This window comes from Pseudomonas sp. GW823-FHT05G12 (assembly GCF_058795575.1).
Genome location: NZ_CM179501.1, coordinates 3,635,019 through 3,658,304, shown reverse-complemented (window position 1 = coordinate 3,658,304; position 23,286 = coordinate 3,635,019). Strand labels below are relative to the sequence as shown.

The window sequence follows — 23,286 nt, the reverse complement described above, 5'->3', positions numbered from 1 at the left end:
GGGTACTACGGGGTACCGTTTCGGCCATGCAAGTGATAGGCAGGGCGCTCGCTCAGGCGCTCGTAGTAATCGCGCACCGCGGGCAGGTGTGGGTGCTCGAACGGCGTTTCAAACCAGCGGTTGACCGACAGGCCGATCGGGATGTCGGCCAGGGTGAACTGGCTGCCGGCCACATAGGCACCGGTGCTGGCCAACTGGCGGTCGAGGATGCGCATGTAGCGTGACCACTCGGCACAACCGGCAGCCAGTGCTTGCGGGTCCTGGTGAGCGGGCGAATGCCTGACCAGCGACATGAACGCGTAGCTCCATGAGCGGTTCAGGTCCGAGGCCTGCCAGTCGATCCACTGGTCGATCCGCGCCCGCGCCTGGGCCTCGCCGGGATAGAACGCGGTGGCGCCGTAGCGGCTGGCCAGGTAACGGATGATGCTATTGGATTCCCACAGGGTGAAGTCGCCGTCCTGGATCACCGGAATCATGGCGTTGGGGTTCAGCGCGAGGAACTCGGTGCTGTCAGTGGCCTTGAAGCCAGAACCCCAGTCTTCGCGCTCGAACGCGATCTCGAATTCGGCGCAGGCCCACAGGACTTTTCGCACATTGATGGAAGAGGCTCTTCCCAGTATCCGCAGCATGGTGTTCGTCCTTGTGTGGGGGAGGTTGATCGTCCGCCACTGCGGGGGGCGGGTCAAGGGGGCTGAGCGGTGGCTTGGCGCTCCCTGTACAGGGTTCTTGTAGTCCATTTCCTAAAGTCACCCTTTCCACCCCTTTGTCATTGTAATGGGGTAGGCGGCGGCCTAGCCTCGGCAAGCGCCTAACCTTGAGGAATGGACATGGACAGCGAAACGCCGAAAAACAGCAGCAAGCCCTATGTCGTGCAAGCCGCGAGCCGCTTTGGCAACAGCGATGCCGAACTGGTGCAAATGAAACCGCAACTGCCAATACGCACCGCACTGATGGAAGCTTCGGGCATCATGGGCTGCATCACCGAAATTACCCGCAAGGCCATCGACAGGCCTGAAGACCGCCAGGTGATGATGAAGGCCACGCACTACCTGGCCGGGATGGCCAAGTCACTGATCGACGGCCAGCTGCTGCAGATGCGTCAGGCGCGCGAAGGCGGGGGCGAAGCCTAGCCAGGCTTGCCTGGGGGGCGCGAACTTGGCACCCTTGGGCGGTTTTAATCGTCTGTAACACGACTGAAGGAAGCATGCATTGAGCTGGGACAAGGTGGGGAAGCTACTCGTCGCCGTGCTGATCGGCCTGATGGTCCTGTTGGCCGCCTACGCGTTGCTCAGGGGCAATCCGCGCCTTGAGGCGTCACTGACCTATGCCTACCTCACTTACCCCAGCCAGTTCAGCGAGCGGATCAGCAAGGCCAGCGAGCAGCTCAAGTACGAGCAGTTGCAGGGGCGAATCAACGGTATCGTTCAAGGCCAGCTGGCCCATGATCAGGTCGAGCGGCTCATCGAAATGGCACAGGCCCCTTATGCCCAGCTGTTCGCCAAGCCTTTCGAGGCCGGGCTTGTGGACCACCGTACCGGCCTGCTGATCGAACTGCACAACAGTGGTGATGCGCAGGTCCGGCAGGTGAAAGTCCGCCTGCCAGCCAAGGGCCTGGTGCAGGTGCGCGATGCTGCCGGCAACGACACGCTGCTGGAAACCGCCATCGCCCAGGTTGATATCCCGGTCATCGAGCCAGGTGGCACCTGCAAGGTGTGGGTGTATTTCGATGCCGACTACTCGCAGATCCGCCATGGCGGGGTCAGTATCAGCCACGCCGACGGTGAGGCCCATGTGCAGGTGTACCGCGAGGTCATCGGTTTTCCGGCCATGGTAGCCCGTTACAGCCGTGAGCTGATGATACTGCTTGGCATACTGGCGGCCAGTGTACTGGCCTTGGCCTATGCCTGCCTGGCACGTCGTGCGCCGCGGTAAAACAGCCTGCAGAAAGGTGCGTGCATTCGTTCTGCAATCAAGGGTCATTAGCGCAAAACTCAACACGCCCCCGCAGACGACGCTCTATAGTGCTCGGCATGACGAAACCCCTGCCGAGCCTGCCTGATGATCCCTTCTCTGGACGCCATTTTTTCTCGCCTGCGCCTTCGCCAGTTGCGCTTGCTGATCGAGCTGGACCGCTGTGGCTCGCTGCATAAGGCAGCTGAAGCCATGGCCATTTCCCAGCCCGGTGCCACCAAGGCCCTGCGCGAGGTCGAGGAGGTGCTGGGCGTACCGTTGTTCCAGCGAATGCCCAGCGGCCTGGTTGCCAACGACGTGGGCCGCTGCGTGGTGCGCTACGCGCGGCTGATCCACAGCGACCTGGGGCATCTGCGCGAAGAGGTGTTGGGCATCGTCCAAGGCCAGGGCGGGCGGCTGGCGGTGGGCAGTATCATGGGGGCTATGCCCACACTGGTCAGCGCCCTCGGGCGCTTGCGCCGCAAACAGCCGCAGCTGGCAGTGGAAATCGCCGAGAATACCAGCGCCAACCTGCTCGCCCAGCTGGACGAAGGGCGCCTGGACCTGGCCATCTGCCGGCCAGGGCTGGGCCGTAACGCGGCGGAATATGGCTTTGTCGAACTGGCCCAGGAGCCGTTGGCGGTGGTCGCGCATCCGCAGCATCCGCTGGCCGGGGCGGCGGCACTCAAGATCAGCGACCTTAGCCATTATCGCTGGGTGGTTTATCCGGCCAACATGCCCATGCGCCAAGCGCTGGAACGCGAGTTGAGCGAGGCGGGGGTGGAGGTGTCACGGTATCCACTGGAGACCTTTTCCACCTTCGCCACCTTCATGCTGCTTGAAGATGACCCGACGTTGGTGGCAGTCATTCCCCGTGCGGTGGCGGCCTTTGCCGAGCAGCGCGGGTTGCTGGTGTCGCTTGCGGTGCCGCTACGGGCGCTGAGCGAGCCGTTCGGCATCGTGCACCGGGTCGCGGCGCCGTTATCGCCTGCGGCACGATTGCTGGTGGAGGAACTGACGGCGGGTGAAGTGTGACGGTCCCCATTGATTTCCAGTCCGTTGTCGAAGCGCTGGCAGGGATAAGCGGCGGTTATCGGTGGATCAGTTCTTTTCATTATCGGTGGCCCTGTCCCGTCCTCTAAATTGCCCCGGCAGCGCCTGTCAGTCACCCTGTCACCCTGATTGCATCAAGGAGCAAACCAATGGATCTAGGCATCACCGGCCGCTGGGCCATCGTCTGCGCGGCCAGCCAAGGCCTTGGCAAAGGCTGCGCCGAAGCGCTGGGCAAAGAAGGCGTCAACCTGGTCATCAATGCCCGTACCCAAGCCACCCTGGAGCAGACCGCCAGCGAGTTGCGCAGGGCCTGCCCGGGCATCGAGGTCCATACCGTGGCAGGCGATGTTGCCGATCCCAAGGTGCGCCAGGCGCTGTTGGCGGCCTGCCCGCAGGTCGACATTCTGGTCAACAACGCCGGTGGCCCGCCACCGGGGGACTTCCGTGATTGGGGGCGTGATGACTGGCTGAAGGCGCTGGACGCCAACATGCTCACGCCCATCGAGCTGATCAAGGCGGTGGTAGATGGCATGGCCGAGCGTGGTTTTGGCCGGGTGGTGAACATCACCTCCGGCGCGGTGAAGGCACCGATCGACATGCTGGGTTTATCCAACGGTGCCCGCAGTGGCCTGACCGGATTCATTGCCGGCCTGGCCCGGCAGCAGCGTCTGGCGGGCTGCAATGTGACACTCAACAACCTGTTGCCTGGGGCGTTCGACACGGCGCGCCTGCAAAAGACCTTGAAGGCTGCGGGTGGTGATGTGGAAGTCACTGCCCAGGCGCGGCGCAAAGCCATTCCGGCGTCGCGTTTTGGCGATGCCGCGGAGTTTGGCGCGTATTGCGCATTTCTGTGCAGCGCGCATGCCGGGTACATCACCGGGCAGAACCTGCTGATCGATGGCGGGGCGTATCCGGGAACCTACTGACGCCGTTGGCGCTATTGCTTGCAGCCGCCTTCGCCCTCATGCAGCGCCAGGCTCTGGCGCAATTGTTCAATCATGGCCGCACGCAGCGCCTGCGGCGCCTGGATGCGGATCGACCCCGCCTGGGACAGCAGCCAGCCCATCAGCGCGCGGTTGTCGTCGACGGTGGCCACCAGCGCTGCGCCGCCGCCAGCCTGCGGCGTCAGTTGCATATCGACGGACAGGGGGGATTGCTCCAGGCGGCGGGCCAGCGCGTCATCGACCCAGGCATACAGTACGACGTGTGTCGGTCGGGCAAGTGCGTCGGGTTGCAGCTGCTGCGCTTCGCCCAGGCTCAAGCCCGGTTGCCAGTACCAGCCATAAGGCATGCCTTTACTGTTGCACTGTAGGGGGAACAGTGCGGCGAGCTCGACCAGGTCGCGCTCGACCGTGCGTTTGCTGGTGGTATGGCCCACGGTTGTCAGGGCAGCCTGCAACTGGGTGGAGCTCATTCCCGGGTGGCGGCCGGGCAGCAACTTGAGCAGTTGCCACTGGCGGGCGATGGTGTGGCGGGTCGGGTGGCTGGGCAAAGGCTCGTCCTTGAAGGCAGGCACCGAGCCTGCCTGGGTAGTGGCGTTTAGCTATTGCCTAGCATACCCCGTCACAAGATGGGATCCAAGTTGTGGCGTAAGGCCTCGGTCAAGTGGTCCGCCGCCAAGTCAACGACGAGCGTGTCGTTGTGGTAGTGGTAATCAGTTGGCAAGCGCGAATGCTGAGCGGTCTATCGAGCGGCTCAGCGCGTCAGGTGATGACCCGCTGCAACGCCTCGATAAACATCTCCTCCGCCCGGCTGAATCGCTGCTCTCTGTTCCACAGCAGGTGAATGTCCACATCGGCAATCCCTTCGTGCGGCGACAGCTTCCAAAGCAAGCCCGCGTCAACATCCGGTGCCACCACATGTTCGGGCAGGCAGCCGATGCCAAACCCGGCAATCACCAGTCGGCGCACTTCTTCAAGGCTTGGCGATGACGCCACTATGCGTCCGGCAAACCCTTGTTGGTCGCGGAAAATGGTCAGCGGCGACAACATGCCGCCAATTTGGTCGCTGGTGAAACTGACAAAGTTCTCCCGCTGTAAATCGCCTTCGGCCTGGCCGAACAAGGCATGGTGCTTGCCACAGAAGAATGCATATCGTTGGCGCAGAAACAGCCGCTGCTCCAGCCGTGGCTGTGCACGCCGGTTGAGGCTGAGGCCCGCTGTAGCGGTTTTCTCCTGTAGGGCGGCGACGATATCGGAGCTGCGCATCACGTCGATTTCCAGCTCGACCCTTGGGTGCTGGCGATGGAAGTTGGCCAGGAAGTCATCGAAACGTTCGCTGACGATGCGACTGATCATCAGCAGGCGCACTTTGCCCACCAGCTCGTCCGCCGGTTGCTCCAGCAAGCCGCCGATCTGCGACATCTGCCCGTACACCTCGCCAGCCAGCTGGAACAGCTGCTCGCCCATTTCTGTCAATACGAAGCGCGGTCCGCGACGGGCAATGAGCTGGCGGCCAAGCTGCTCTTCAAGGCGTTTGAGCGCCTGACTCACTGCCGGCTGGGTGAGGTGCAGGCGGGCGGCGGCACGGCTGATGGACAGCTCCTGGCCGATGACCCGGAAGGTGCGCAGCAGGTTCCAGTCGAGGCGGTCGTTGAGCAAACGGTCAGGCATGGCAGGGCTCGATGATAAGCATGGCTAATAGTGCGCATAATAAATAGAAAATTGACTAATCATAGCCTCCGGCCGATAAATCGCAGTCATCGAAACCTGTTGCATCGACGTTGCCCCTCTTCGCGGGTGAATCCCCGCCTGCAGTGATCGCGCAGACGCTGTGGAAGCGGGTTGTCCCGCTGAAAAGGCACCATCGAGTCAACAGACCAAGCGCCAGCAGAGCGCCCCGTGACCCTTGCAACTCCTGCCAGAACAACAAGCAAAGGAGCCCCCATGAAGCCGACCGCTTCCGCTCAACCGCGTCGTGCCGCCGCCGCCGCATTCATCGGCACCATGATCGAGTGGTACGATTTCTACATCTACGCCACCGCCGCCGCGCTCGTCTTCGGTGCCTTGTTCTTCCCCTCCGACGACAGCCTGTTCAGCACCATGGCCGCGTTCGGTACCTTCGCCGTGGGCTTCTTCGCCCGGCCGCTTGGCGGCATCATCTTCGGTCACGTGGGCGACCGTATCGGTCGCAAGAAGTCGTTGGTCATCACCCTGCTGATGATGGGCATCGTCACTGTCTGCATCGGCCTGCTGCCGACTTACGCACAAATCGGCGCGGCCGCGCCGGTGCTGTTGATCCTGCTGCGCATCGTCCAGGGGATTGCCGTGGGCGGCGAGTGGGGCGGGGCGGTACTGATGGCCGGCGAGCATGCGCCCAAGGGCCGCCGCAACTTCTTCGCGTCGTTCGCCCAGTTGGGTAGCCCGGCGGGCCTTATCCTGTCGCTGCTGGCGTTTGGTGCGGTCACCCGTCTGCCTGAAGAGGCGCTGATGAGCTGGGGCTGGCGCGTGCCGTTCCTGGCCAGCGCACTGCTGCTACTGGTGGGGCTGGCTATTCGCCTGGGCGTGAATGAGTCGCCCGAGTTCATGGCCAGCCGCGAGCAGGCAGAAAAGGCCAGGTGCAAGGAGCAGGCTCCGGCCCTCGAGGTGCTGCGCACCGCCTGGCGCCCGCTGTTGCTGTGTATCGGCGCCAATACCCTGGGCATTGCCGGGGTCTACTTCACCAATACCTTCATGATCAGTTACACCACCCAGCAATTGCACCTGGAGCGCTCGTTGATTCTGGAATGCCTGTTCTTCGTGGCGATCATCCAGTTCTGTGTGCAGCCCCTGGCGGCCTGGCTGTCGGAGAAGATCGGTGCAACTCGCTTCCTGGCCCTGGTCGCCTTGCTGGCGATGGCCTCGCCCTACCCGATGTTTGTGCTGGTGAGCTCGGGCCACGGGCCCCTGATTGTGCTAGGCATCGCCTTGGCCGCTGCCTGCATGGCCTCTTTCTACGCGGTGATCGCCGGCTACGTCAGTGGCATGTTCGAAACCCGCGTGCGCTACACCGCCATTTCCCTGGCTTACCAGATCTGCGGCGCCCTTGCCGGCGGCCTGACCCCGCTGATCGGCACCTGGTTGGCCCACACCTTTAGTGGCCAGTGGTGGCCGATGGCAGTGTTCTACACCTTCATCGCCACCCTTTCGCTGGTCTGCGTGCTTGCCCTGGCGCGCCAGTACGCCCGTAGCCAGCACCTGGAACTGGCCTGATCCGATTGACTCTGGAGTACCCGCACATGTTGAAAAGCAATGGCGAACGCCTGTGGGCGAGCCTGATAGCCATGGCCGAAATCGGCGCCACCGCCCGCGGCGGTAGCTGCCGCCTGGCGCTCAGCGACGAGGACAAGGCGGGCCGTGAACTGTTCAGCCACTGGTGCCGCGAAGCCGGCCTGACGCTGACGGTGGATGCCATAGGCAACCTGTTCGCCCGTCGTCCAGGTAGTGACCCGAATGCCGCACCGGTAATGATGGGCAGCCATCTCGACACTCAGCCCGAAGGCGGTCGTTTCGACGGTGTCTATGGCGTGCTGGCCGGGCTTGAAGTGGTGCGCCGCCTCAACGAGCTGAACATCCACACTCGCAAGCCGCTGGAAATTGCCGTGTGGACGAACGAGGAGGGCGCGCGCTTCACGCCGGCCATGTTTGGCTCGGCAGTGTTCACCGGCAGCCTCGCGCTGGCCGAAGCGCTGGCTATCCGCGATGCCGATGGCCTCAGCGTCGCCGACGAACTGCAGCGAACGGGCTTCGCCGGCCAGCGCCCTTTAGGTGGCCCGGTGGATGCCTATTTCGAAGCGCATATTGAGCAAGGTCCGATCCTTGAAGACAACGCCAAGGCCATTGGTGTCGTCAGCGGCGGGCAAGCGATTCGCTGGCTGGACGTCACGGTCGAAGGCATGGCGGCTCACGCGGGTACGACACCGATGCCCCTGCGCAAGGATGCCCTGTATGGCGCGGCGCGGATGATCCAGGCGGTCGAGCAGTTGGCAGCGGACTTCGCACCCGAAGGGCTGACCACTGTGGGCGAGTTGTCGATTGCCAAGTCCTCGCGCAACACCATTCCTGGCCTGCTGCGCTTTACGGTCGACTTGCGCCACCACTGCGATGAAGCCATCGAAGCCATGGAGCGCGACCTGAGCCTGAAGCTGCAAACCATTGCCAGCCAGCGCGGCCTGCAGGTACGCATCGAACGCCACTGGGTCAGCCCGGCCACGCCGTTCGACCCTGCATGTGTGGCTGCCGTGCAGCAGGCGGTGGACGAACTGGGCTACGCCCAGCAATCAATCGTCAGCGGTGCCGGTCACGATGCCATCCTGCTGGCCCGATACTGCCCGACGGCCATGGTGTTCATCCCCTGCGTCGGCGGCCTGAGCCACAACGAAGCCGAAGACGTATTACCCGACGATGCCCGACAGGGTGCCGATGTGCTGCTGAACGCCGTGTTGGCCCGTGCGGGCCGTGTCGAACAAGGAGAAGGCTGATGCGTTGCTACTTCCACCCCGAACAACTGCTGCACCACCCACGCAGTTACTACTCGCGCGGCGCCATGCGCACCCCGCAGGAAGTCCCCGAGCGCGCCCAGCGCCTGCTGAAGGCGGCCAAAGACCTGGGTTTCGACATCCGCCAGCCCGACGATGCCGGCCTTGAACCGCTAAAGGCCGTGCATGGTGAGGCCTACCTGGCCTTTCTCGAAGAGGCCCATGCACGTTGGAAAGAAGTGCCCGAAGACTGGGGTGACGAGGTCATGTCCAACATTTTCGTGCGTGAGCCCAACGCTCTTCGCGGCATCCTCGCCCAGGCCGGCCGCTACCTGGCAGACGGTAGCTGCCCGGTGGGCGAACACACCTGGCACTCGGCCTATTGGTCGGCGCAAAGCGCGGTTGCAGCGGCCAAGGCCATCCTCGACGGGGAGCCCGCCGCCTATGCCTTGTGCCGACCACCGGGGCACCATGCGCGGTTCGATGCCGCTGGCGGCTTCTGCTACATCAACAACGCCGCCGTGGCCGCCCAGGCCCTGCGCAGCCGCTACAACCGTGTAGCGATCCTCGATACCGACATGCATCATGGACAAGGAATTCAGGAGATCTTCTACGATCGCCGTGATGTGCTGTATGTGTCGACCCATGGCGACCCGACCAACTTCTACCCGGGCGTGGCCGGGTTCGCGGACGAGCGTGGCAGGGGGGAGGGGGAGGGTTACAACCTCAACCTGCCGATGGCGCATGGGGCGAGCGAGGCGGACTTCATGGGGCAGCTGGAGGTTGCGCTGGCTGCAGTGACGGACTTTCGTGCCGAGGTACTGGTGCTGTCGCTGGGGTTCGATATCTACGAACTGGACCCGCAGAGCAAGGTGGCTGTGACCACTGAAGGGTTCGCTGCGTTGGGTGAGCGAATTCGGGCGTTGCGCTTGCCTTGCCTGATTGTCCAGGAGGGGGGCTATCACCTGGAGAGCCTGGAGGTGAATGCGCAGGCGTTCTTTGCTGAACAGGCGGACTGGCGATAAGTGCCAGAGGCCGGCATCGGTGGTTTGGCTGCCGGCCTTTTCGCGTGTGAACCCATTCCCATGGGCGCTTTGCAGCTTTCGAGTTTTTGCCCGCCATCGATAGGGGTCGACACCCCCTACATCCCACCCCGTCGCACGTGCTTCACCAACACCTTCTCCAACAACTCCCACATCGCCGGGTCCGTACTGAACGCCACGTTGAACCGCATCCACCCGGTCGCCTTGGCGTCGACCATGAACAACTGCCCAGGGCCTAGCATGATGCCTTTCTCCAGCGCATCGTCCAGCAACGCGGCACTGTCGGGAATCGCCGGGTGGCGGGTCCAGATGTACATGCCTTCATCCGATTCGGTGAACAGTTCGAAGCCCAATCGATGCAGATGCCGGCCAACTTCCTGATGCGCCTCGGCCAGGCGCTGGCGCAGGCGCTTGAGGTGCTTGCGCCAGCGCCCGTCGATGATCGCCGCATACACCACGCGCTCCATCACCTGTGAGGTGGTCAGGCCTGAGCGCATCTTCAGGTGCAGCAGTTTTTGCATCAGCTCGGGGTTGGCCAGCATGTAGCCGACCCGCACGTTGGGCGAAATGCTCTTGGAATAGCTGCCCACGTACACCACCTGCTGCAGATGGTCGAGGCTGGCCAGGCATGGCTGCGGCTCGGCGACCATGTCGGCGTACAGGTTGTTCTCCACCAGGCGGAAGCCATGCTGGCTGGCAAGCTGCAGCAGGCGGTGCAACTGCGGCAGCGGGGTGCGCGAGCACGTCGGGCTGTGCAGGTGCGGCTGGGTGAAGAACGCCGTCGGGCGGTGCTGGGTGAGCAGTTGCTCCAGCTGGTTCAGGTCGTAGCCGGCCGGTGTACGTGGCACGCCTACCAGGGTTGCGCCTTGGGTGCGCAGGATGCTCATGAGGTTCGGGTAGCCGGGGTCGTCCACCAGCACCACATCGCCTGGGCGCACCAGTGTGCGTGCGGCCAGGTCCAGCGCCTGGCTGGCGCCGTGGGTGAGCATCAGCTGTGCCGGGTTGGCGACGATCGACAGCTCTTGTTGCAGGTTCTGGGCGGTCAGCGCACGCAGCTCCATCAAGCCCATGGGGTCGCCGTACCCCGACAACTCCAGCGGGCTGCCGGCCACCTGGCGCAGGCCGCGGCGCAGGCCGTCTTCGTACATCCAGTCGTTGGGCAGCCAGCCGCACCCCGGTTTGTACGGCAACTGGCGGATTTCGAAAATCTGCTGCAGGTACCACTCGGAGTTGAACGTTGGTCGACTGGTGTCGGCCTCGGTGTTGTGCTGCTCCAGCAGTTCGCCCGCCGCACGGTTGACGAAGAACCCCGCATTGCCACGGCTCACCAGCAGCCCTTGGGCGACCAGGCGGTCGTAGGCCTCGACCACGGTGAAGGTACTCACCGAATAGCTTGCGGCAAAGGCGCGAATCGACGGGACCTTGGCGCCTGGCTTGAGGGTTTGGTTGTCGATCAGCTCGCGCAGCCCATCGATGATCTGGTTGACCAGCGGGGTTGAGGAGTCTGGATGTAATTCGAACATTCGGGGCCTTCAGGGTGCGTATCGCCTGGCGTCTGCAGGGTGTACTGCATGGGCGACCTATACAGTGCAGTGCGAGATTCATGCCACTGTGCATGGCTCTCTGCGTCGGACATTTTTACATTAGGTGTCGGATATCGCCACATAAAGCATGTTCAGTTCGCCTCAGGCAGTCGCCCTGGGGCGCGTCAGCAGGCCGCCATGGAAGGCCTGCGTGTGTAATTCACACCATCCTGCCCGCATTAGCACTGATGTACAGGTGAAATCGCCAGCCATCGGGGTTTCACAGTTTTCCTTGGATAAAAAGAAGCACGGGGTACACAACTGATGGACGCAACATCCACAACCACCACCGCGAAAAGCGGGCACGAGAGCAAGCTCAGTGCCTCGCTGAAGTCGCGCCACCTGACGATGATGTCGATCGCCGGGGTTATCGGCGGCGCCTTGTTCGTCGGTTCCGGCAGCGTGATCCACAGCGCCGGCCCAGCCGCTGTCCTGGCCTACCTGGCAGGCGGCATCCTGGTGGTGCTGATCATGCGCATGCTGGGTGAAATGGCGACTTCCTCGCCTGACACCGGCTCGTTCTCAACCTACGCCGACCGCGCCATTGGCCGTTGGGCCGGTTTCACCATTGGCTGGCTGTACTGGTGGTACTGGGTCATCCTCATGGCCTGGGAAGCCTATGTGGCGGGCAAGATCCTGCATGGCTTCTTCCCCGACGTCAGCGTCAACGTGTTCGTGCTGGCCACGACCCTGTTGCTGATCACCGTCAACTTCTTCAACGTCAAGCACTACGGTGAGTTCGAGTTCTGGTTCGCCTTGATCAAGGTGATTGCGATCGTCTGCTTCCTGATCGTGTGTACGGCTGCCGTGATGAACATCTGGCAGTTCGGTGAAGTGCGTGGCATCAGCCACCTCACCGCCGAAGGCTTCATGCCCAATGGCATCACCACTGTGATCGGTGCCTTGCTCGGGGTGATGTTCGCCTTCCTCGGCGCCGAAATCGTTACCATCGCGGCCTCCGAAGCCAAGGACCCGGCTGCGCAGATCGTCAAGGCGACCAACTCGGTGGTCTGGCGTGTGTGCCTGTTCTACGTCGGCTCGATCTTCCTGATCGTCTGCCTGGTACCGTGGAACGACCCGCACCTGGGTGTTTCTGGCTATGGCGCTTATCGCCGTACCCTGGAGCTGCTGGGCGTGCCGTATGCCGAGCTGTTGATGAACTTCGTGGTGCTGACTTCCGTGAGCAGCTGCCTGATCTCTGGCCACTACACCGCTTCGCGCATGCTGTTCTCCCTGGCCCAGCGTGGCGACGCGCCTTCGTTCTTCAAGATCACCCGCGCCGGTACCGGTGTACCGGTGTACGCGATCATGGGTTCGTGCGCCGTGGCCGTGGTATGTGCATTGATCAACTTCAGCGAGACCCTGCGCCCGAAAGACGTGCTGGACACCCTGATGAACACCACCGGCATGATCGCCCTGCTGGTGTACCTGGTCATCGCCTTCTCGCAGCTGCGCATGCGCCGCAAGCTGATTGCCGAGGGCAAGGAAGTACGCCTGAAGATGTGGCTGTTCCCGTGGCTGACCTACCTGGTGATCGCGTTCATCGTGGCTGCCCTGGTCACCATGGCCTTCATGCCTGACTACCAGATTCTGGTCATTTCCACCGGTATCGCTGCGGCGGTCGTGGTGGCGATGGGTGTGGTGCACCAGATCCGCTCTGGTAGCAAGCAGCACTAAGCGTCACTCGCGTCTGGAAACGGCCGGCTCCCTTGGGGACCCGGCCGTTTCGCGTTGTTGGGCCTGGGCTTTTTCTGCGGGCATGTGGAAACGCTGGTTCATCCACGGTGAACCGAGCAGGGCGGCCGCAGCGATCAGGGCCAGGATGGCGAGGGCGATGTAGGTCTTCACGGGCGTGCGCATGCAAGGACTGACTTCAAGCATAGGTGATCAGTTCCGGGGTATTCCGTTCGCAACCGTCCCGCCGGGCGACAGATGGCATATGCTAGGCACATAGTCCGCCCAAAGGAGCCGCACATGGCCTGGTCCGCCAACCAGTATTCCCTGTTCGAAGACGAACGCACACGCGCCGTACGCGACCTGATTGCCGCCATCCCGCCACGGCCGGTGCGCCACGCCACCGACCTGGGGTGCGGCCCCGGCAACTCGACCGAAGTGCTGCTGCAACGTTACCCCGATGCCCAGGTGACGGCATTGGACAGCGACCCGGACATGATCGACAAGGCCCGTGAGCGCAAGCGGCTGTGCATCCCGCGTGTGCGCACGGTCATTGCCGACATTGCCGGCTGGACTGCCCCCGAGCCGCAGGACCTGATCCTGGCCAATGCCTCGCTGCAATGGGTACCTGACCACGCCTTGCTGTATCCGCACCTGGTGCGCCAGCTCAGCGAAGGCGCCAGCCTGGCCGTGCAGACCCCGGACAATCTTGACGAACCGGCCCACCGGCAGTTGCGCGAGATCGCAAGCCAAGGCCCCTGGGCGGCGAAGTTCGCCGACTTGCAGCTGCCGCCACGGCACAACGCGGCGTTCTACTACGACTTGCTCAGCCCGCTGTGCGCGCGGGTGGACGTGTGGCGCACCACCTATCATCACCCGTTGGTGGGGGGCGCCGAAGCGGTAGTGGAATGGTTCAAGGGCTCGGCGTTGCGGCCTTATCTGGCCAGGCTTGATGAGCAGGAGCAGGCCGACTTCCTGCAGATGTACCTGCAGGCCATGCAGCGCGATTATCCGCCAGCCTCTGATGGCAAGGTCCTGTTGCCCTTCCCGCGGTTGTTCGTGATCGCTACCCGCTAGGGCGGCGCCAGCGCCAGGCCACGTAGCTGTAGATGCCGAGGTTCAGCGCCAGCACGAAAGTGCCCAGCAGCAGCTGGATCTGCGGGGTCAGGCCGGTGGGGTAGATCAGTGGCCAGACGTAGTGCTCGACGAAGCTGCCCTGGTAACCTGCGTCACCGGCGGCATTGCGCATGCGGTTTTCCCAGATGGTGAGCGGGCAGCCCAGGTGCAGGCACTCCACCGCCAGGCCCCAGGCCAGGACCGGCAGGTGCAGCAACAGGGCAGGGCGCCAGCGCAGCACCAGCAGCCCGCCGAACAGCACCAGCAGGATGAAGGCCAGGTGCAGCAGCACCAGGGTGTCGGCGGCAAGGCGGTAGAGCATGGGTTGGGTGCCCGGGGATTGGAGTTATCCCAGCATAGTCGGGTTGCCTGATCTGGCCCCTTCGCAGGGTCGCCCGCTCCCACGGCATCACCACAGATTCCGGATGCCGCGCAGGACCTGTGGGAGCGGGCGAGCCCGCGAAAAGGCCAGCACAGGCCTAGACTCCTTCCTCGACCATCTGCAGGAAAGTCGCCACCACCCGGCGCGTACGCTGCTCGCTCAGGCACACCAGGGTCTCGGTCAAATGCCGCTGGCAATCGACGATCGGCAATGCACACACCCGCGCATCGGCACCGAACTCCGCCGCCGACACCACGCCCACGCCAATCCCTACCACCACCGCTTCACGCGCCGCCTCCCGGCCTTCCACCTGGATCGCTGCGCGTATCCGCAGGCCGGCACGTTGCATCTCTTCCTCCAGCGTCTGCCGCGTCACCGAGCCGGGCTCGCGCAGCACCAGTGGCGTGTCGTCCAGGTCGGCCAGGCTGATCGAGCCACGGCTGGCCCATGGGTGGTGGTGGGAAACGAACGCCACCATCGGGTCACGACGCAGCGGCAGGCAATGCAGGCGCTCATCGTCGACATCGCGCCCCAGCAGGGCCAGGTCGGCCTGATAGCTGAACAGCCGCGCCAGCGATTCGTCGGTATTGCCGGTTTCGATCTTCACCTGGATGCCTGGATAGCGCTGGCAGAAGCGGGCGATCTGCGGCAGCACGTGCACCGGCGCATCCACTGCCAGCACTAGGCTGCCGGTGTGCAGCGCACGCGAGTCGTGCAGCAGCTCTTGTGCCTCGGCCTCGCAGGCGAACAGGCGCTGGCTGATGCCCAGCAGCCGCTCGCCAAGGTCGGTGAGCTGCACCGAGCGTTTGTTGCGGTGGAACAGCAATACGCCGAAGCGCTCCTCCAGTTTGCGTACCTGATCGGACACCGCAGGCTGGGTAAGAAACAGCTTTTCGGCGGCGCGGGTAAAGCTGCCGTGCACGGCCACCGCGTGGAAAGCCTTGAGTTGAGCGTGGGACACCGACATGACGACCTCAGTAACAAGCTGGGCTTATGTGTGTAATACGATAAATCGATTTTATTTATCTTACAGCAACTGTTTCCATGGATTTCAGCCCGACGCTGGCACCACGAATGCCGCCAGGGCCATGGCGCTCACACGGCGCCACCTGACCCGATGACAGCCTCGTCATCGCTGTGCGTAACACAAGAACAAGACAGGCGTTTCTTCACATTCTGCCGGCACACTTGAGCAAGAGGTCAGACTTACATGAATCAATCCCTAGCCGCGTTCAAACGCTGGCGTATCCAGATTTTCGCCATCACCTGGCTGGCTTACGCCGCCTTCTACTTCACCCGCAAAGCCTTCTCGGTGGCCAAGCTGGGCATCGCCGAAGACCCAGGCTTCATGCTCGACAAGGCCGCCATGGCCAACCTGGATGCCATCTACCTGGCCGCCTATGCCGTGGGCCAATTCACCTGGGGCATGCTTGCCGACCGCTTCGGCCCGCGCGTGGTCGTGCTGGGCGGGTTGCTGATTTCTGCGGCGGCGGCAGTGGTGATGGGCAGTTACGCAACCTTCCCGATCTTCGCCACCTGCATGCTGGTACAGGGCCTGGCGCAATCCACCGGCTGGGCCGGCTTGTGCAAGAACATCGGCAGCTTCTTCCCGGCTTCGCAGCGCGGGCGGGTGCTGGGCCTGTGGAGTTCCTGCTATGCCTTCGGCGGCCTGGTGGCCTCGCCGTTCGCGGGCTGGTGGGCCTACACCCTGGTGGGCACCTGGCACGCGGCGTTCTTCTCCAGCGCGGTCGTGGTGGCGCTGGTGGCGGTGCTGTTCTTCTTCCTGCAGCGCAACAAACCCGAGGACGTCGGCTTGCCGGCGGTTGAGCCCGAGCCGCAAAGCATGGCCCCGGCCGACAACCTGTGCAGCGTGTGGGCACCCCTGCGGGAGATCCTGCGCAACCGCACGGTGTTGACCCTGGGCCTGGCGTACTTCCTGCTGAAGCCGGCGCGCTACGCCATCTTGCTGTGGGGCCCTGTGATCGTCTTCGAGCAGATGCCCTCGGTGGGCAAAGTGGGCGCGGCAATCATCCCGACTGCTTTCGAACTGGCCGGGCTGCTTGGCCCGATCATGATCGGCCTGGCCTCCGACAAACTGTTTGGCGCCCGGCGCATGCCGGCCTGCGTGATCAGCCTGGTGCTGCTGACCGTGACACTGGCGGCGTTCATGGCGGCCATGAACACCGGCAGCGTGCTGCTGGTGGTGGCCTTGCTGTTCGTCATGGGCCTTACCCTGTACGGGCCGGACTCGATGATCAGCGGCGCTGCAGCCATCGACTTCGGCACCGCCAAGGCCGGTGCCACCGCAGCAGGTTTCGTCAACGGCTGTGGCTCGGTGGGCGCGGTGCTGGGTGGGCTGCTGCCGGGTTACTTCGACGGCGTCACGGTGTTCATCGTGTTCGCGGGCTGCGCGCTGTTCTCGGCGCTGGTGTTGCTGCCGCACTGGAACAGCCGCCCGGCCAGCAGCGCGCAAGGCACCGACGTGGCACCGAACACCAGCATGGCAATCAAGCCACTGCGTACTTAAAGGAAAGCGAGCGAATGAGACCCTTCTGGCTGCAACAGGCCCTGGATTCGGCGCAGGAGGCGGTATGTCCGCCGCTGCAAGGCGATACCCGTTGCGATGTGTGCATTGTCGGCGGTGGGTACACCGGCCTGTGGACGGCGCTGATGCTCAAGGAAGCGGTACCGGCCCTGGATGTGGTGCTGATCGAGGCCGACATCTGTGGTGCCGGTGCCAGCGGCCGCAATGGGGGCTGTGCGTTGTCCTGGTCGGCCAAGTACTTCACCCTCGAACGCCTGTTCGGGGCGGCGGAGGCGGTGCGGCTGGTGCGCGAGTCGGAGCGCAGCATCACAGACATCGGGGTGTTCTGCGCGGCCAATGGCATCGACTGCGACTTCCGCCTGGACGGCACGCTGTACACGGCCACCAACGCAGCCCAGGTCGGTGCCACCGACGCGGTGATCGCCGCGCTGGAGCACAAGGGCGTCAACTCGTTCCGCCGCTTGCCGCTGGAGCAGGTGCAGCGCTTGGCCGGTTCGGCACGGCACCTGGAAGGCTGGTTCTCGCCGGCCGCCGCCACCGTGCAGCCGGGCAAACTGGTGCGCGGCCTGCGCCGGGTGGCCTTGCAGCGCGGCGTGCGCCTCTACGAAGGCACCGCCATGACCGGCCTGGAGCACGGCGCCCCGGTGCAGGTACGCACGGCCCACGGCACGCTGCGCGCCGACCGTGTAGTGCTGGGCCTCAATGCCTGGATGGCCCGCGTCTTCCCGCAGTTCGAGCGCAGTGTGGCGATCGTTTCCAGCGACATGGTCATTACCGAACCGTGCCCCGAGCTGCTGCGCCAGATCGGCCTGGACAGCGGGATCAGCGTGCTCGACTCGCGTATTTTCGTGCACTACTACCACAACACCTCCGATGGCCGGCTGATGCTTGGCAAGGGCGGCAACACGTTTGCCTATGGCGGGCGCATGTTGCCGGTATTCGACCAGCCGTCGCCGTATCGGCGGTTGCTGCGCGAAAGCCTTGGCGGCTTTTTCCCGGCCTTGGCCGAGGTGCCACTGGCGGCCAGCTGGAACGGGCCGTCCGATCGATCAGTAACCGGCCTGCCGTTCTTTGGTCGGTTGGACGGGCAGGGCAACGTGTTCTACGGCTTTGGTTACTCCGGCAGCGGTGTTGGCCCGTGCCACATGGGCGGGCAGATTCTTTCGTCGCTGGCGCTGGGGCTGGACAACCCGTGGACCCGGTCGCCGCTGGTCAAAGGGCCGCTGGGGCTGTTCCCGCCCGAGCCGATCCGCTACCTGGGCTCGCTGATGGTGCGCAATGCCATCCGCCGCAAGGAGCAGGCCGAAGATCGTGGTGTGCGCCCGCGAAGGCTGGACGTGCGGTTGGCGCGGTTTGCCGCAGCGGCGGGCAAGGCCGATAAAGGCTGATGAGATTTCTTGTCGATCCCATGCTCGAGGGCGTATAAAATGCACCCACTTTTGGCCGGTCGCTTCCTGAACCGGCCGCTGAAACAAGAGAGTCGACATGGGCGCACAGTGGAAAGCCAAACATAGAGAAACAGCGGCCAATGCCAAAGGCAAGATCATGGGCAAGCTGTCCAAGGAAATCCAGATCGCGGCCAAGTCGGGTGCCGATCCCGACATGAACCCGCGCCTGCGCCTGGCCATCGTGCAAGCCAAGAAGGCTTCGATGACCCGCGAGACCCTGGATCGGGCAATCCGCAAGGGTGCAGGCCTGGACGGTGATGCCGTGCAATACCATGCGGTGAGCTATGAAGGTTTCGCTCCGCACCAGGTGCCGCTGATCGTCGAGTGCCTGACCGACAACATCAACCGCACCGTCGCGCAGATCCGCGTGCTGTTCCGCAAGGGCCAGTTGGGTGCCAGCGGTTCGGTAGCGTGGGACTTCAACCATGTAGGCCTGATCGAAGCCACGCCTGCGAGCGCTGACGCTGATCCGGAAATGGCCGCGATCGAAGCCGGTGCCCAGGACTTCGAGGAAGGTGAAGAAGAGGGCTCAACCCTGTTCATCACCGACACCACCGACCTGGACGCGGTGCAGAAGGCCCTGCCAGAGCATGGTTTCACCGTGACTGCGGCGAAAATCGGTTACACCCCTAAAAACCCGGTAAGCGCGGCCAGCCTGAGTGCTGAAGCGTTGGCCGAGGTCGAAGCGTTCCTCGAGGCGATCGACGAGCACGATGACGTGCAGAACGTCTATGTTGGCCTGACCGAGTAATCGTCGGGGCCGCGTTGCGGCCTGTTCGCGGGCAAGCCCGCTCCCGCAGGTTTTTCACGATGCTGAACCGTGTGAGAACCCTGTGAGAGCGGGCTTGCCCGCGAGAGGGCCCTTGAATTCCACCGCAGGGAGCCTGCATGAACCCCACCTTCGCCTCCCTAAGCCTCGCCCACCTGCGCACCCTCGACCACCTGTTGCAGCTTAAAAACCTCAGCCACGCGGCCGAGCGCCTGGGTGTCAGCCAATCGGCCCTGAGCCGGCAGCTGGCCCACCTGCGTGAAGCTTTCGATGATCCGTTGCTGGTGCGCCAAGGGCGTGGTTATGTGCTTAGCGAACACGCCGAAGCCTTGGTCGAGCCTTTGCGCCAGGTGCTCGAAGAACTGCACGCGCTGCGCCAGCCCGCCATCTTCGACCCGGCGCGTTGCGAGCGGCGGTTCTGCCTGGCCGCTTCGGACTATGTGGCCGAGCACATGCTGCCGCTGCTGGTGGCGGCGCTGGAGCGCGAAGCGCCAGGTGTGTCGCTGGAGTACCGCACCTGGCAGGCCGGCCAGTACGCCTTGCTGGCCAGCGGAGAAATCGACCTGGCGACCACCTTGTTCGACGAGTCGCCGCCCAACCTGCACGGACGGCTGTTGGGTGAGGACCGCGCGGTATGCCTGATGCGCCAGGATCACCCGCTGGCCGCGCAGGCCGCGCTCAGCCAGGCCGACTACCTGGCGTACAAGCATGTGCGCATTTCGGGCGGTGGCGACAAGGACAGCTTCATCGACCGGCACTTGCGTGCACAAGGCCTGCAGCGGCGGGTCAGCCTGGAAGTGCCGTTTTTCTGCGCCACGGTACAAGTGATTGCCAACAGTCAGGCAGTGGCCACGGTCCCCGAGCATATTGCCCGGCAGTTGTGCCGTTTACATCACCTGGCCTGGCGGCCACTGGGCTTCATTGACCACAGCCAGCGGTACTGGGTCGTGTGGCACCAGCGCCTGCAGGCCTCGGCCGAGCACCGCTGGTTGCGTAACCGGGTATTCGAGTTGTGGCGCCAGTCGCAGTTCGGGGTGCAGGGCGGGCATGCGGGTTCGCCATAGCAGCTATGCGTGAAGCGGGGTTATTCGGCTGGGGATAGGTGCCTAGACTGGGGCATTGTGTTGATTGTGCGGTTTCTTCGCGGCTGTAGGCGCGGGTTTACCCGCGAAAGGGCCAGCACAGGCAATGGATAACCCCCAGGAGAGCTAGCGTGACCCCCGAACAATTCCGCCAGTACGGCCACCAACTGATCGACCTGATCGCCGACTACCGCCAGACCGTGGGCGAACGCCCGGTCATGGCCCAGGTCGAACCTGGCTATCTCAAGGCCGCCTTGCCCGCAACTGCCCCTCAACAAGGCGAACCTTTCGCGGCCATTCTCGACGACGTCAATAACCTGGTCATGCCCGGCCTGTCCCATTGGCAGCACCCGGATTTCTATGGCTATTTCCCTTCCAATGGCACCCTGTCCTCGGTGCTGGGGGACTTCCTCAGTACTGGTCTGGGCGTGCTGGGCCTGTCATGGCAATCCAGCCCGGCCCTGAGCGAACTGGAAGAAACCACCCTCGACTGGCTGCGCCAGTTGCTTGGCCTGTCTGCCCAGTGGAGTGGGGTGATCCAGGACACTGCCTCGACCAGCACCCTGGTGGCGCTGATCAGTGCCCGTGAACGCGCCACTGACTACGCCCTGGTACGTGGTGGCCTGCAGGCCGAGCCCAAGCCTTTGATCGTGTATGTCAGCGCCCACGCCCACAGCTCGGTGGACAAGGCTGCACTGCTGGCAGGTTTTGGCCGCGACAATATCCGCCTGATTCCCACCGACGAACGCTATGCCCTGCGCCCAGAGGCACTGCAGGCGGCGATCGAACAGGACCTGGCTGCCGGCAACCAGCCGTGCGCCGTGGTTGCCACCACCGGCACCACGACGACCACTGCCCTCGACCCGCTGCGCGCGGTGGGCGAAATCGCCCAGGCCAATGGGCTGTGGTTGCACGTTGACTCGGCCATGGCCGGTTCGGCGATGATCCTGCCCGAGTGCCGCTGGATGTGGAACGGCATCGAGCTGGCCGACTCGGTGGTGGTCAACGCGCACAAATGGCTGGGTGTGGCCTTCGATTGCTCGATCTACTACGTGCGCGATCCGCAGCACCTGATCCGGGTGATGAGCACCAATCCCAGCTACCTGCAGTCGGCAGTGGATGGCGAGGTGAAGAACCTGCGCGACTGGGGGATACCGCTGGGCCGTCGGTTCCGTGCGTTGAAGCTGTGGTTCATGTTGCGCAGCGAGGGTGTCGACGCATTGCAGGCGCGGCTGCGGCGTGACCTGGATAATGCCCAGTGGCTGGCGGGGCAGGTCGAGGCGGCGGCGGAGTGGGAAGTGCTGGCGCCAGTACCGCTGCAGACCTTGTGCATTCGCCATCGACCGGCGGGGCTTGAAGGGGAGGCGCTGGATGCGCATACCAAGGGCTGGGCCGAGCGGCTGAATGCATCCGGCGATGCTTATGTGACGCCGGCTACACTGGACGGGCGGTGGATGGTGCGGGTTTCGATCGGTGCGCTGCCGACCGAGCGGGAGGATGTGCAGCGGCTGTGGGCACGTCTGCAGGACGTGATCAAAGGCTGAAGCCTTCGCGGGCAAGCCCGCTCTCACAGCATCGCATCAGGGCTTAAGCCTGTACGGTACCTGTGTGAGCGGGCTTGCCCGCGAAGGGGCTGCAAAGCAGCCCCTGCAATCTATCAGTGGCTCACCGCCTGAAAGCTACCTTTACGGCTGGCTTCATAGGCTGCCTTTTCCATCGGCTTGGCGTCCGGGTTGCCCAGGTCGTCCATCGCCAGGCGGTGGGTTTCCGGGGCAATGTAGGCCGCCAGGGCGCACACGCCGGTGATGAAGAAGGCCAGCCCACCGACTACCAGCGGAATGTTGTCCGAGCCGGGTGGGGCAACCATTGCGAACAGCGCAGGCAGCATGGCGGTCAGCATGGTGCCGATGTTCTGCGCGATGGCCATGGCCGTAACGCGGTAGCGGGTGTGGAACAGCTCTGGGTAGAAGCTTGGGAACACCGCGTTGTAACCCTGGTAGACCATGCCCCACATGACGATCGAGGCGGCGAACGCCATTGGCACGTTCTGGATGCTGATCGCATACAGGTAGACGAAGGCCAGCAGGCCAGAGCCCAGGCAGCCGGCGATCATGGTCGGGCGACGGCCGATCTTGTCCGACAGGTTGCCCACGAACGGGATCACCAGCACCGCGACGATGTTGCCGACCACCGGAATCCACAGGTACACGCTCTTGTCGAAGCCGATGCCATACGCCGGCTGAACCGCGTAGGCCGCACCGAAGATGGTGGCCACGACCGGGATCACGTTCATCAGGGCCATGAACATCACCAGCACCATGTGCTTCCAGCTGTGGCGGAAGGCCTCGCTGATGGGCGACTTGGCAACCTTGTCCTGTTTCTCTTCTTGAACGAACGCCGGGGTTTCGTGCACTTCCTTACGGATGATGAAGCCGGCAATCAGCACGATGGCGCTCATCAGGAACGGAATGCGCCAGCCCCATTCGGTAAAGGCTTCGCTGGGCATGAAGTAAGCCAGTGGCAGGAATACCGCCGCCGCCAGGACCTGGCCCGCTTGCACACCTTGCAGGGTGAAACTGGCGTAGTAGCCTCTTCGGCCAAACGGCGCGTGCTCCATGATCATCGAGCTGGCACCGGAAATTTCCCCGGCCACGGCAAAGCCCTGGATCAGGCGCAACACCACCAGCAAGGCCGGTGCGAGGTAGCCGATGTCGTGGTAGGTGGGTAGCAGGCCGACAGCCATGGTCGACAGGCCCATCAGGAACATGCACAGCAGCAGGACGTTCTTGCGACCGCGGGTATCACCCCAGTGGCCCAGTACGAAGGCGCCGATCGGGCGTGCCAGGTAGCCCACGCCATAGGTGGCCAACGAGGCAATGATGGCCATTTTCGGGTCGGTGTTAGGGAAGAAAATCTGCGGGAAAATCAGCGCAGCGGCCTGGGCGTAGATGAAGAAGTCGTAGTACTCGAGTGCCGAGCCTATCCATCCACTGGCGGTCGCTTTCTTTGCTTGCGAGCTGGAGTGAGCCATCGTTGTCTCCGTTGTTATTGTTGTTTGCGCAGGTTCCGCCAGAGGTTATGCCAAGGCAGGAGGCAACGGTCGGTGTGCCTGCGTCTGTGGTCCATGTTGACCACGGGCCCGCGGTCTAGCAATTCGCTAAAACGGGTTTTGTGCGATAATCGAAC

22 protein-coding genes are annotated in these 23,286 nt (G+C 63.7%); 14 read left to right on the top strand and 8 right to left on the bottom strand.

The annotated features are described in order from the left end of the window. Positions 1 to 5 precede the first annotated feature (5 nt). The gene (locus AC3RCM_RS16610; protein ID WP_010953466.1) at positions 6 to 629 is read right to left on the bottom strand and encodes a glutathione S-transferase family protein; all 624 of its coding nucleotides are present in this window, start codon (positions 627 to 629) and stop codon (positions 6 to 8) included. Between the two features lie 198 nt (positions 630 to 827). Here AC3RCM_RS16610 and AC3RCM_RS16605 point away from each other — a divergent pair, with 198 nt between their 5' ends. The 4 genes from AC3RCM_RS16605 (at position 828) to AC3RCM_RS16590 (ending at position 3,929) form a co-directional block, all read left to right on the top strand. Next, positions 828 to 1,130, top strand: a complete 303-nt coding sequence (locus AC3RCM_RS16605; RefSeq protein WP_104887406.1) for a DUF3077 domain-containing protein — start codon at positions 828 to 830, stop codon at positions 1,128 to 1,130. Between the two features lie 79 nt (positions 1,131 to 1,209). Continuing rightward, the gene (locus tag AC3RCM_RS16600) at positions 1,210 to 1,932 is read left to right on the top strand and encodes a hypothetical protein (RefSeq protein ID WP_064490798.1); all 723 of its coding nucleotides are present in this window, start codon (positions 1,210 to 1,212) and stop codon (positions 1,930 to 1,932) included. Positions 1,933 to 2,058: 126 nt separating this feature from the next. Then, positions 2,059 to 2,985, top strand: a complete 927-nt coding sequence (locus AC3RCM_RS16595) for a LysR family transcriptional regulator (RefSeq protein WP_020189917.1) — start codon at positions 2,059 to 2,061, stop codon at positions 2,983 to 2,985. A gap of 167 nt (positions 2,986 to 3,152) precedes the next feature. Further along, entirely contained in the window at positions 3,153 to 3,929 is a 777-nt protein-coding gene (locus tag AC3RCM_RS16590; RefSeq protein WP_010953470.1) for an SDR family oxidoreductase, read from the top strand. Between the two features lie 11 nt (positions 3,930 to 3,940). Here AC3RCM_RS16590 and AC3RCM_RS16585 read toward each other — a convergent pair whose 3' ends face one another. Both AC3RCM_RS16585 and AC3RCM_RS16580 read right to left on the bottom strand, forming a co-directional pair. Continuing rightward, positions 3,941 to 4,495 (bottom strand): WYL domain-containing protein, encoded by a 555-nt coding sequence (locus tag AC3RCM_RS16585; protein WP_492629693.1) that lies wholly within the window; start codon positions 4,493 to 4,495, stop codon positions 3,941 to 3,943. Between the two features lie 211 nt (positions 4,496 to 4,706). Then, positions 4,707 to 5,615: a LysR family transcriptional regulator gene (locus tag AC3RCM_RS16580; RefSeq protein ID WP_014591500.1), complete on the bottom strand. Its 909-nt coding sequence runs from the start codon at positions 5,613 to 5,615 to the stop codon at positions 4,707 to 4,709. A gap of 273 nt (positions 5,616 to 5,888) precedes the next feature. On the opposite strand from AC3RCM_RS16580, the gene AC3RCM_RS16575 reads away from it, so the two are divergent. Genes AC3RCM_RS16575 through AC3RCM_RS16565 form a run of 3 tightly spaced genes read left to right on the top strand, consistent with a single transcriptional unit; the run spans position 5,889 to position 9,483 of the window. Beyond that, positions 5,889 to 7,193 (top strand): MFS transporter, encoded by a 1,305-nt coding sequence (locus tag AC3RCM_RS16575; protein WP_064490797.1) that lies wholly within the window; start codon positions 5,889 to 5,891, stop codon positions 7,191 to 7,193. A gap of 26 nt (positions 7,194 to 7,219) precedes the next feature. Next, a complete protein-coding gene (locus AC3RCM_RS16570) occupies positions 7,220 to 8,461 on the top strand; it encodes a Zn-dependent hydrolase (protein WP_064490796.1) in 1,242 nt (413 codons plus the stop codon). Next, the gene (locus AC3RCM_RS16565) at positions 8,461 to 9,483 is read left to right on the top strand and encodes a histone deacetylase family protein (RefSeq protein WP_064490795.1); all 1,023 of its coding nucleotides are present in this window, start codon (positions 8,461 to 8,463) and stop codon (positions 9,481 to 9,483) included. Before AC3RCM_RS16570 ends, AC3RCM_RS16565 begins: the two co-directional genes overlap by 1 nt. 116 nt (positions 9,484 to 9,599) lie before the next feature. On the opposite strand, the gene AC3RCM_RS16560 is transcribed toward AC3RCM_RS16565, so the two are convergent. Then, complete coding sequence (locus tag AC3RCM_RS16560; protein WP_064490794.1) at positions 9,600 to 11,024, bottom strand: aminotransferase-like domain-containing protein; 1,425 nt, start codon at positions 11,022 to 11,024, stop codon at positions 9,600 to 9,602. 324 nt (positions 11,025 to 11,348) lie between these two features. Between AC3RCM_RS16560 and AC3RCM_RS16555 the strand changes: the two genes are divergently transcribed. Next, positions 11,349 to 12,761 (top strand): amino acid permease, encoded by a 1,413-nt coding sequence (locus tag AC3RCM_RS16555; RefSeq protein WP_004575400.1) that lies wholly within the window; start codon positions 11,349 to 11,351, stop codon positions 12,759 to 12,761. Between the two features lie 3 nt (positions 12,762 to 12,764). On the opposite strand, the gene AC3RCM_RS16550 is transcribed toward AC3RCM_RS16555, so the two are convergent. After that, a complete protein-coding gene (locus tag AC3RCM_RS16550; protein ID WP_004575401.1) occupies positions 12,765 to 12,944 on the bottom strand; it encodes a hypothetical protein in 180 nt (59 codons plus the stop codon). Positions 12,945 to 13,058: 114 nt separating this feature from the next. Here AC3RCM_RS16550 and tam point away from each other — a divergent pair, with 114 nt between their 5' ends. Beyond that, positions 13,059 to 13,835 (top strand): trans-aconitate 2-methyltransferase, encoded by a 777-nt coding sequence (gene tam, locus AC3RCM_RS16545; RefSeq protein ID WP_019438830.1) that lies wholly within the window; start codon positions 13,059 to 13,061, stop codon positions 13,833 to 13,835. Here the strand turns inward: tam and AC3RCM_RS16540 are convergent. Continuing rightward, on the bottom strand, positions 13,825 to 14,196 hold the full coding sequence (locus tag AC3RCM_RS16540; protein ID WP_064490793.1) for a DUF2784 domain-containing protein: 372 nt from the start codon (positions 14,194 to 14,196) through the stop codon (positions 13,825 to 13,827). The genes tam and AC3RCM_RS16540 overlap by 11 nt on opposite strands. A gap of 157 nt (positions 14,197 to 14,353) precedes the next feature. Next, complete coding sequence (locus tag AC3RCM_RS16535) at positions 14,354 to 15,223, bottom strand: LysR substrate-binding domain-containing protein (protein WP_064490792.1); 870 nt, start codon at positions 15,221 to 15,223, stop codon at positions 14,354 to 14,356. Positions 15,224 to 15,466: 243 nt separating this feature from the next. Here AC3RCM_RS16535 and AC3RCM_RS16530 point away from each other — a divergent pair, with 243 nt between their 5' ends. The 5 genes from AC3RCM_RS16530 (at position 15,467) to AC3RCM_RS16510 (ending at position 21,644) form a co-directional block, all read left to right on the top strand. Beyond that, positions 15,467 to 16,783, top strand: a complete 1,317-nt coding sequence (locus AC3RCM_RS16530; RefSeq protein ID WP_010953477.1) for an MFS transporter — start codon at positions 15,467 to 15,469, stop codon at positions 16,781 to 16,783. Between the two features lie 14 nt (positions 16,784 to 16,797). Further along, the gene (locus AC3RCM_RS16525) at positions 16,798 to 18,189 is read left to right on the top strand and encodes an FAD-dependent oxidoreductase (RefSeq protein WP_104887407.1); all 1,392 of its coding nucleotides are present in this window, start codon (positions 16,798 to 16,800) and stop codon (positions 18,187 to 18,189) included. A gap of 97 nt (positions 18,190 to 18,286) precedes the next feature. Further along, positions 18,287 to 19,000 carry a YebC/PmpR family DNA-binding transcriptional regulator gene (locus tag AC3RCM_RS16520; protein ID WP_004575404.1) on the top strand — a complete coding sequence of 238 codons (714 nt, stop codon included), beginning with the start codon at positions 18,287 to 18,289 and terminating at the stop codon, positions 18,998 to 19,000. 137 nt (positions 19,001 to 19,137) lie between these two features. Continuing rightward, positions 19,138 to 20,082: a LysR family transcriptional regulator gene (locus AC3RCM_RS16515; protein WP_014860856.1), complete on the top strand. Its 945-nt coding sequence runs from the start codon at positions 19,138 to 19,140 to the stop codon at positions 20,080 to 20,082. Positions 20,083 to 20,231: 149 nt separating this feature from the next. Beyond that, positions 20,232 to 21,644, top strand: coding sequence for a DOPA decarboxylase (locus AC3RCM_RS16510; RefSeq protein WP_064490789.1), 1,413 nt, complete (start codon positions 20,232 to 20,234; stop codon positions 21,642 to 21,644). A 113-nt stretch (positions 21,645 to 21,757) separates the two neighbouring features. Here the strand turns inward: AC3RCM_RS16510 and AC3RCM_RS16505 are convergent, their stop codons facing one another. Then, on the bottom strand, positions 21,758 to 23,131 hold the full coding sequence (locus AC3RCM_RS16505) for an MFS transporter (protein WP_014860854.1): 1,374 nt from the start codon (positions 23,129 to 23,131) through the stop codon (positions 21,758 to 21,760). Positions 23,132 to 23,286: the final 155 nt, after the last annotated feature.

What these genes read in the sequence shown, in the direction of transcription:
- AC3RCM_RS16530 (WP_010953477.1), top strand. Translation starts at nt 15,467, where the DNA reads ATGAATCAATCCCTAGCCGCGTTCAAACGCTGGCGTATCCAGATTTTC.
- AC3RCM_RS16565 (WP_064490795.1), top strand. Translation starts at nt 8,461, where the DNA reads ATGCGTTGCTACTTCCACCCCGAACAACTGCTGCACCACCCACGCAGT.
- AC3RCM_RS16520 (WP_004575404.1), top strand. Translation starts at nt 18,287, where the DNA reads ATGGGCGCACAGTGGAAAGCCAAACATAGAGAAACAGCGGCCAATGCC.
- AC3RCM_RS16590 (WP_010953470.1), top strand. Translation starts at nt 3,153, where the DNA reads ATGGATCTAGGCATCACCGGCCGCTGGGCCATCGTCTGCGCGGCCAGC.
- AC3RCM_RS16515 (WP_014860856.1), top strand. Translation starts at nt 19,138, where the DNA reads ATGAACCCCACCTTCGCCTCCCTAAGCCTCGCCCACCTGCGCACCCTC.
- AC3RCM_RS16605 (WP_104887406.1), top strand. Translation starts at nt 828, where the DNA reads ATGGACAGCGAAACGCCGAAAAACAGCAGCAAGCCCTATGTCGTGCAA.
- AC3RCM_RS16580 (WP_014591500.1), bottom strand. Translation starts at nt 5,615, where the DNA reads ATGCCTGACCGTTTGCTCAACGACCGCCTCGACTGGAACCTGCTGCGC.
- AC3RCM_RS16610 (WP_010953466.1), bottom strand. Translation starts at nt 629, where the DNA reads ATGCTGCGGATACTGGGAAGAGCCTCTTCCATCAATGTGCGAAAAGTC.
- AC3RCM_RS16505 (WP_014860854.1), bottom strand. Translation starts at nt 23,131, where the DNA reads ATGGCTCACTCCAGCTCGCAAGCAAAGAAAGCGACCGCCAGTGGATGG.
- AC3RCM_RS16575 (WP_064490797.1), top strand. Translation starts at nt 5,889, where the DNA reads ATGAAGCCGACCGCTTCCGCTCAACCGCGTCGTGCCGCCGCCGCCGCA.
- AC3RCM_RS16595 (WP_020189917.1), top strand. Translation starts at nt 2,059, where the DNA reads ATGATCCCTTCTCTGGACGCCATTTTTTCTCGCCTGCGCCTTCGCCAG.
- AC3RCM_RS16540 (WP_064490793.1), bottom strand. Translation starts at nt 14,196, where the DNA reads ATGCTCTACCGCCTTGCCGCCGACACCCTGGTGCTGCTGCACCTGGCC.
- AC3RCM_RS16555 (WP_004575400.1), top strand. Translation starts at nt 11,349, where the DNA reads ATGGACGCAACATCCACAACCACCACCGCGAAAAGCGGGCACGAGAGC.
- AC3RCM_RS16525 (WP_104887407.1), top strand. Translation starts at nt 16,798, where the DNA reads ATGAGACCCTTCTGGCTGCAACAGGCCCTGGATTCGGCGCAGGAGGCG.
- AC3RCM_RS16550 (WP_004575401.1), bottom strand. Translation starts at nt 12,944, where the DNA reads ATGCGCACGCCCGTGAAGACCTACATCGCCCTCGCCATCCTGGCCCTG.
- AC3RCM_RS16560 (WP_064490794.1), bottom strand. Translation starts at nt 11,024, where the DNA reads ATGTTCGAATTACATCCAGACTCCTCAACCCCGCTGGTCAACCAGATC.
- AC3RCM_RS16535 (WP_064490792.1), bottom strand. Translation starts at nt 15,223, where the DNA reads ATGTCGGTGTCCCACGCTCAACTCAAGGCTTTCCACGCGGTGGCCGTG.
- AC3RCM_RS16570 (WP_064490796.1), top strand. Translation starts at nt 7,220, where the DNA reads ATGTTGAAAAGCAATGGCGAACGCCTGTGGGCGAGCCTGATAGCCATG.
- tam (WP_019438830.1), top strand. Translation starts at nt 13,059, where the DNA reads ATGGCCTGGTCCGCCAACCAGTATTCCCTGTTCGAAGACGAACGCACA.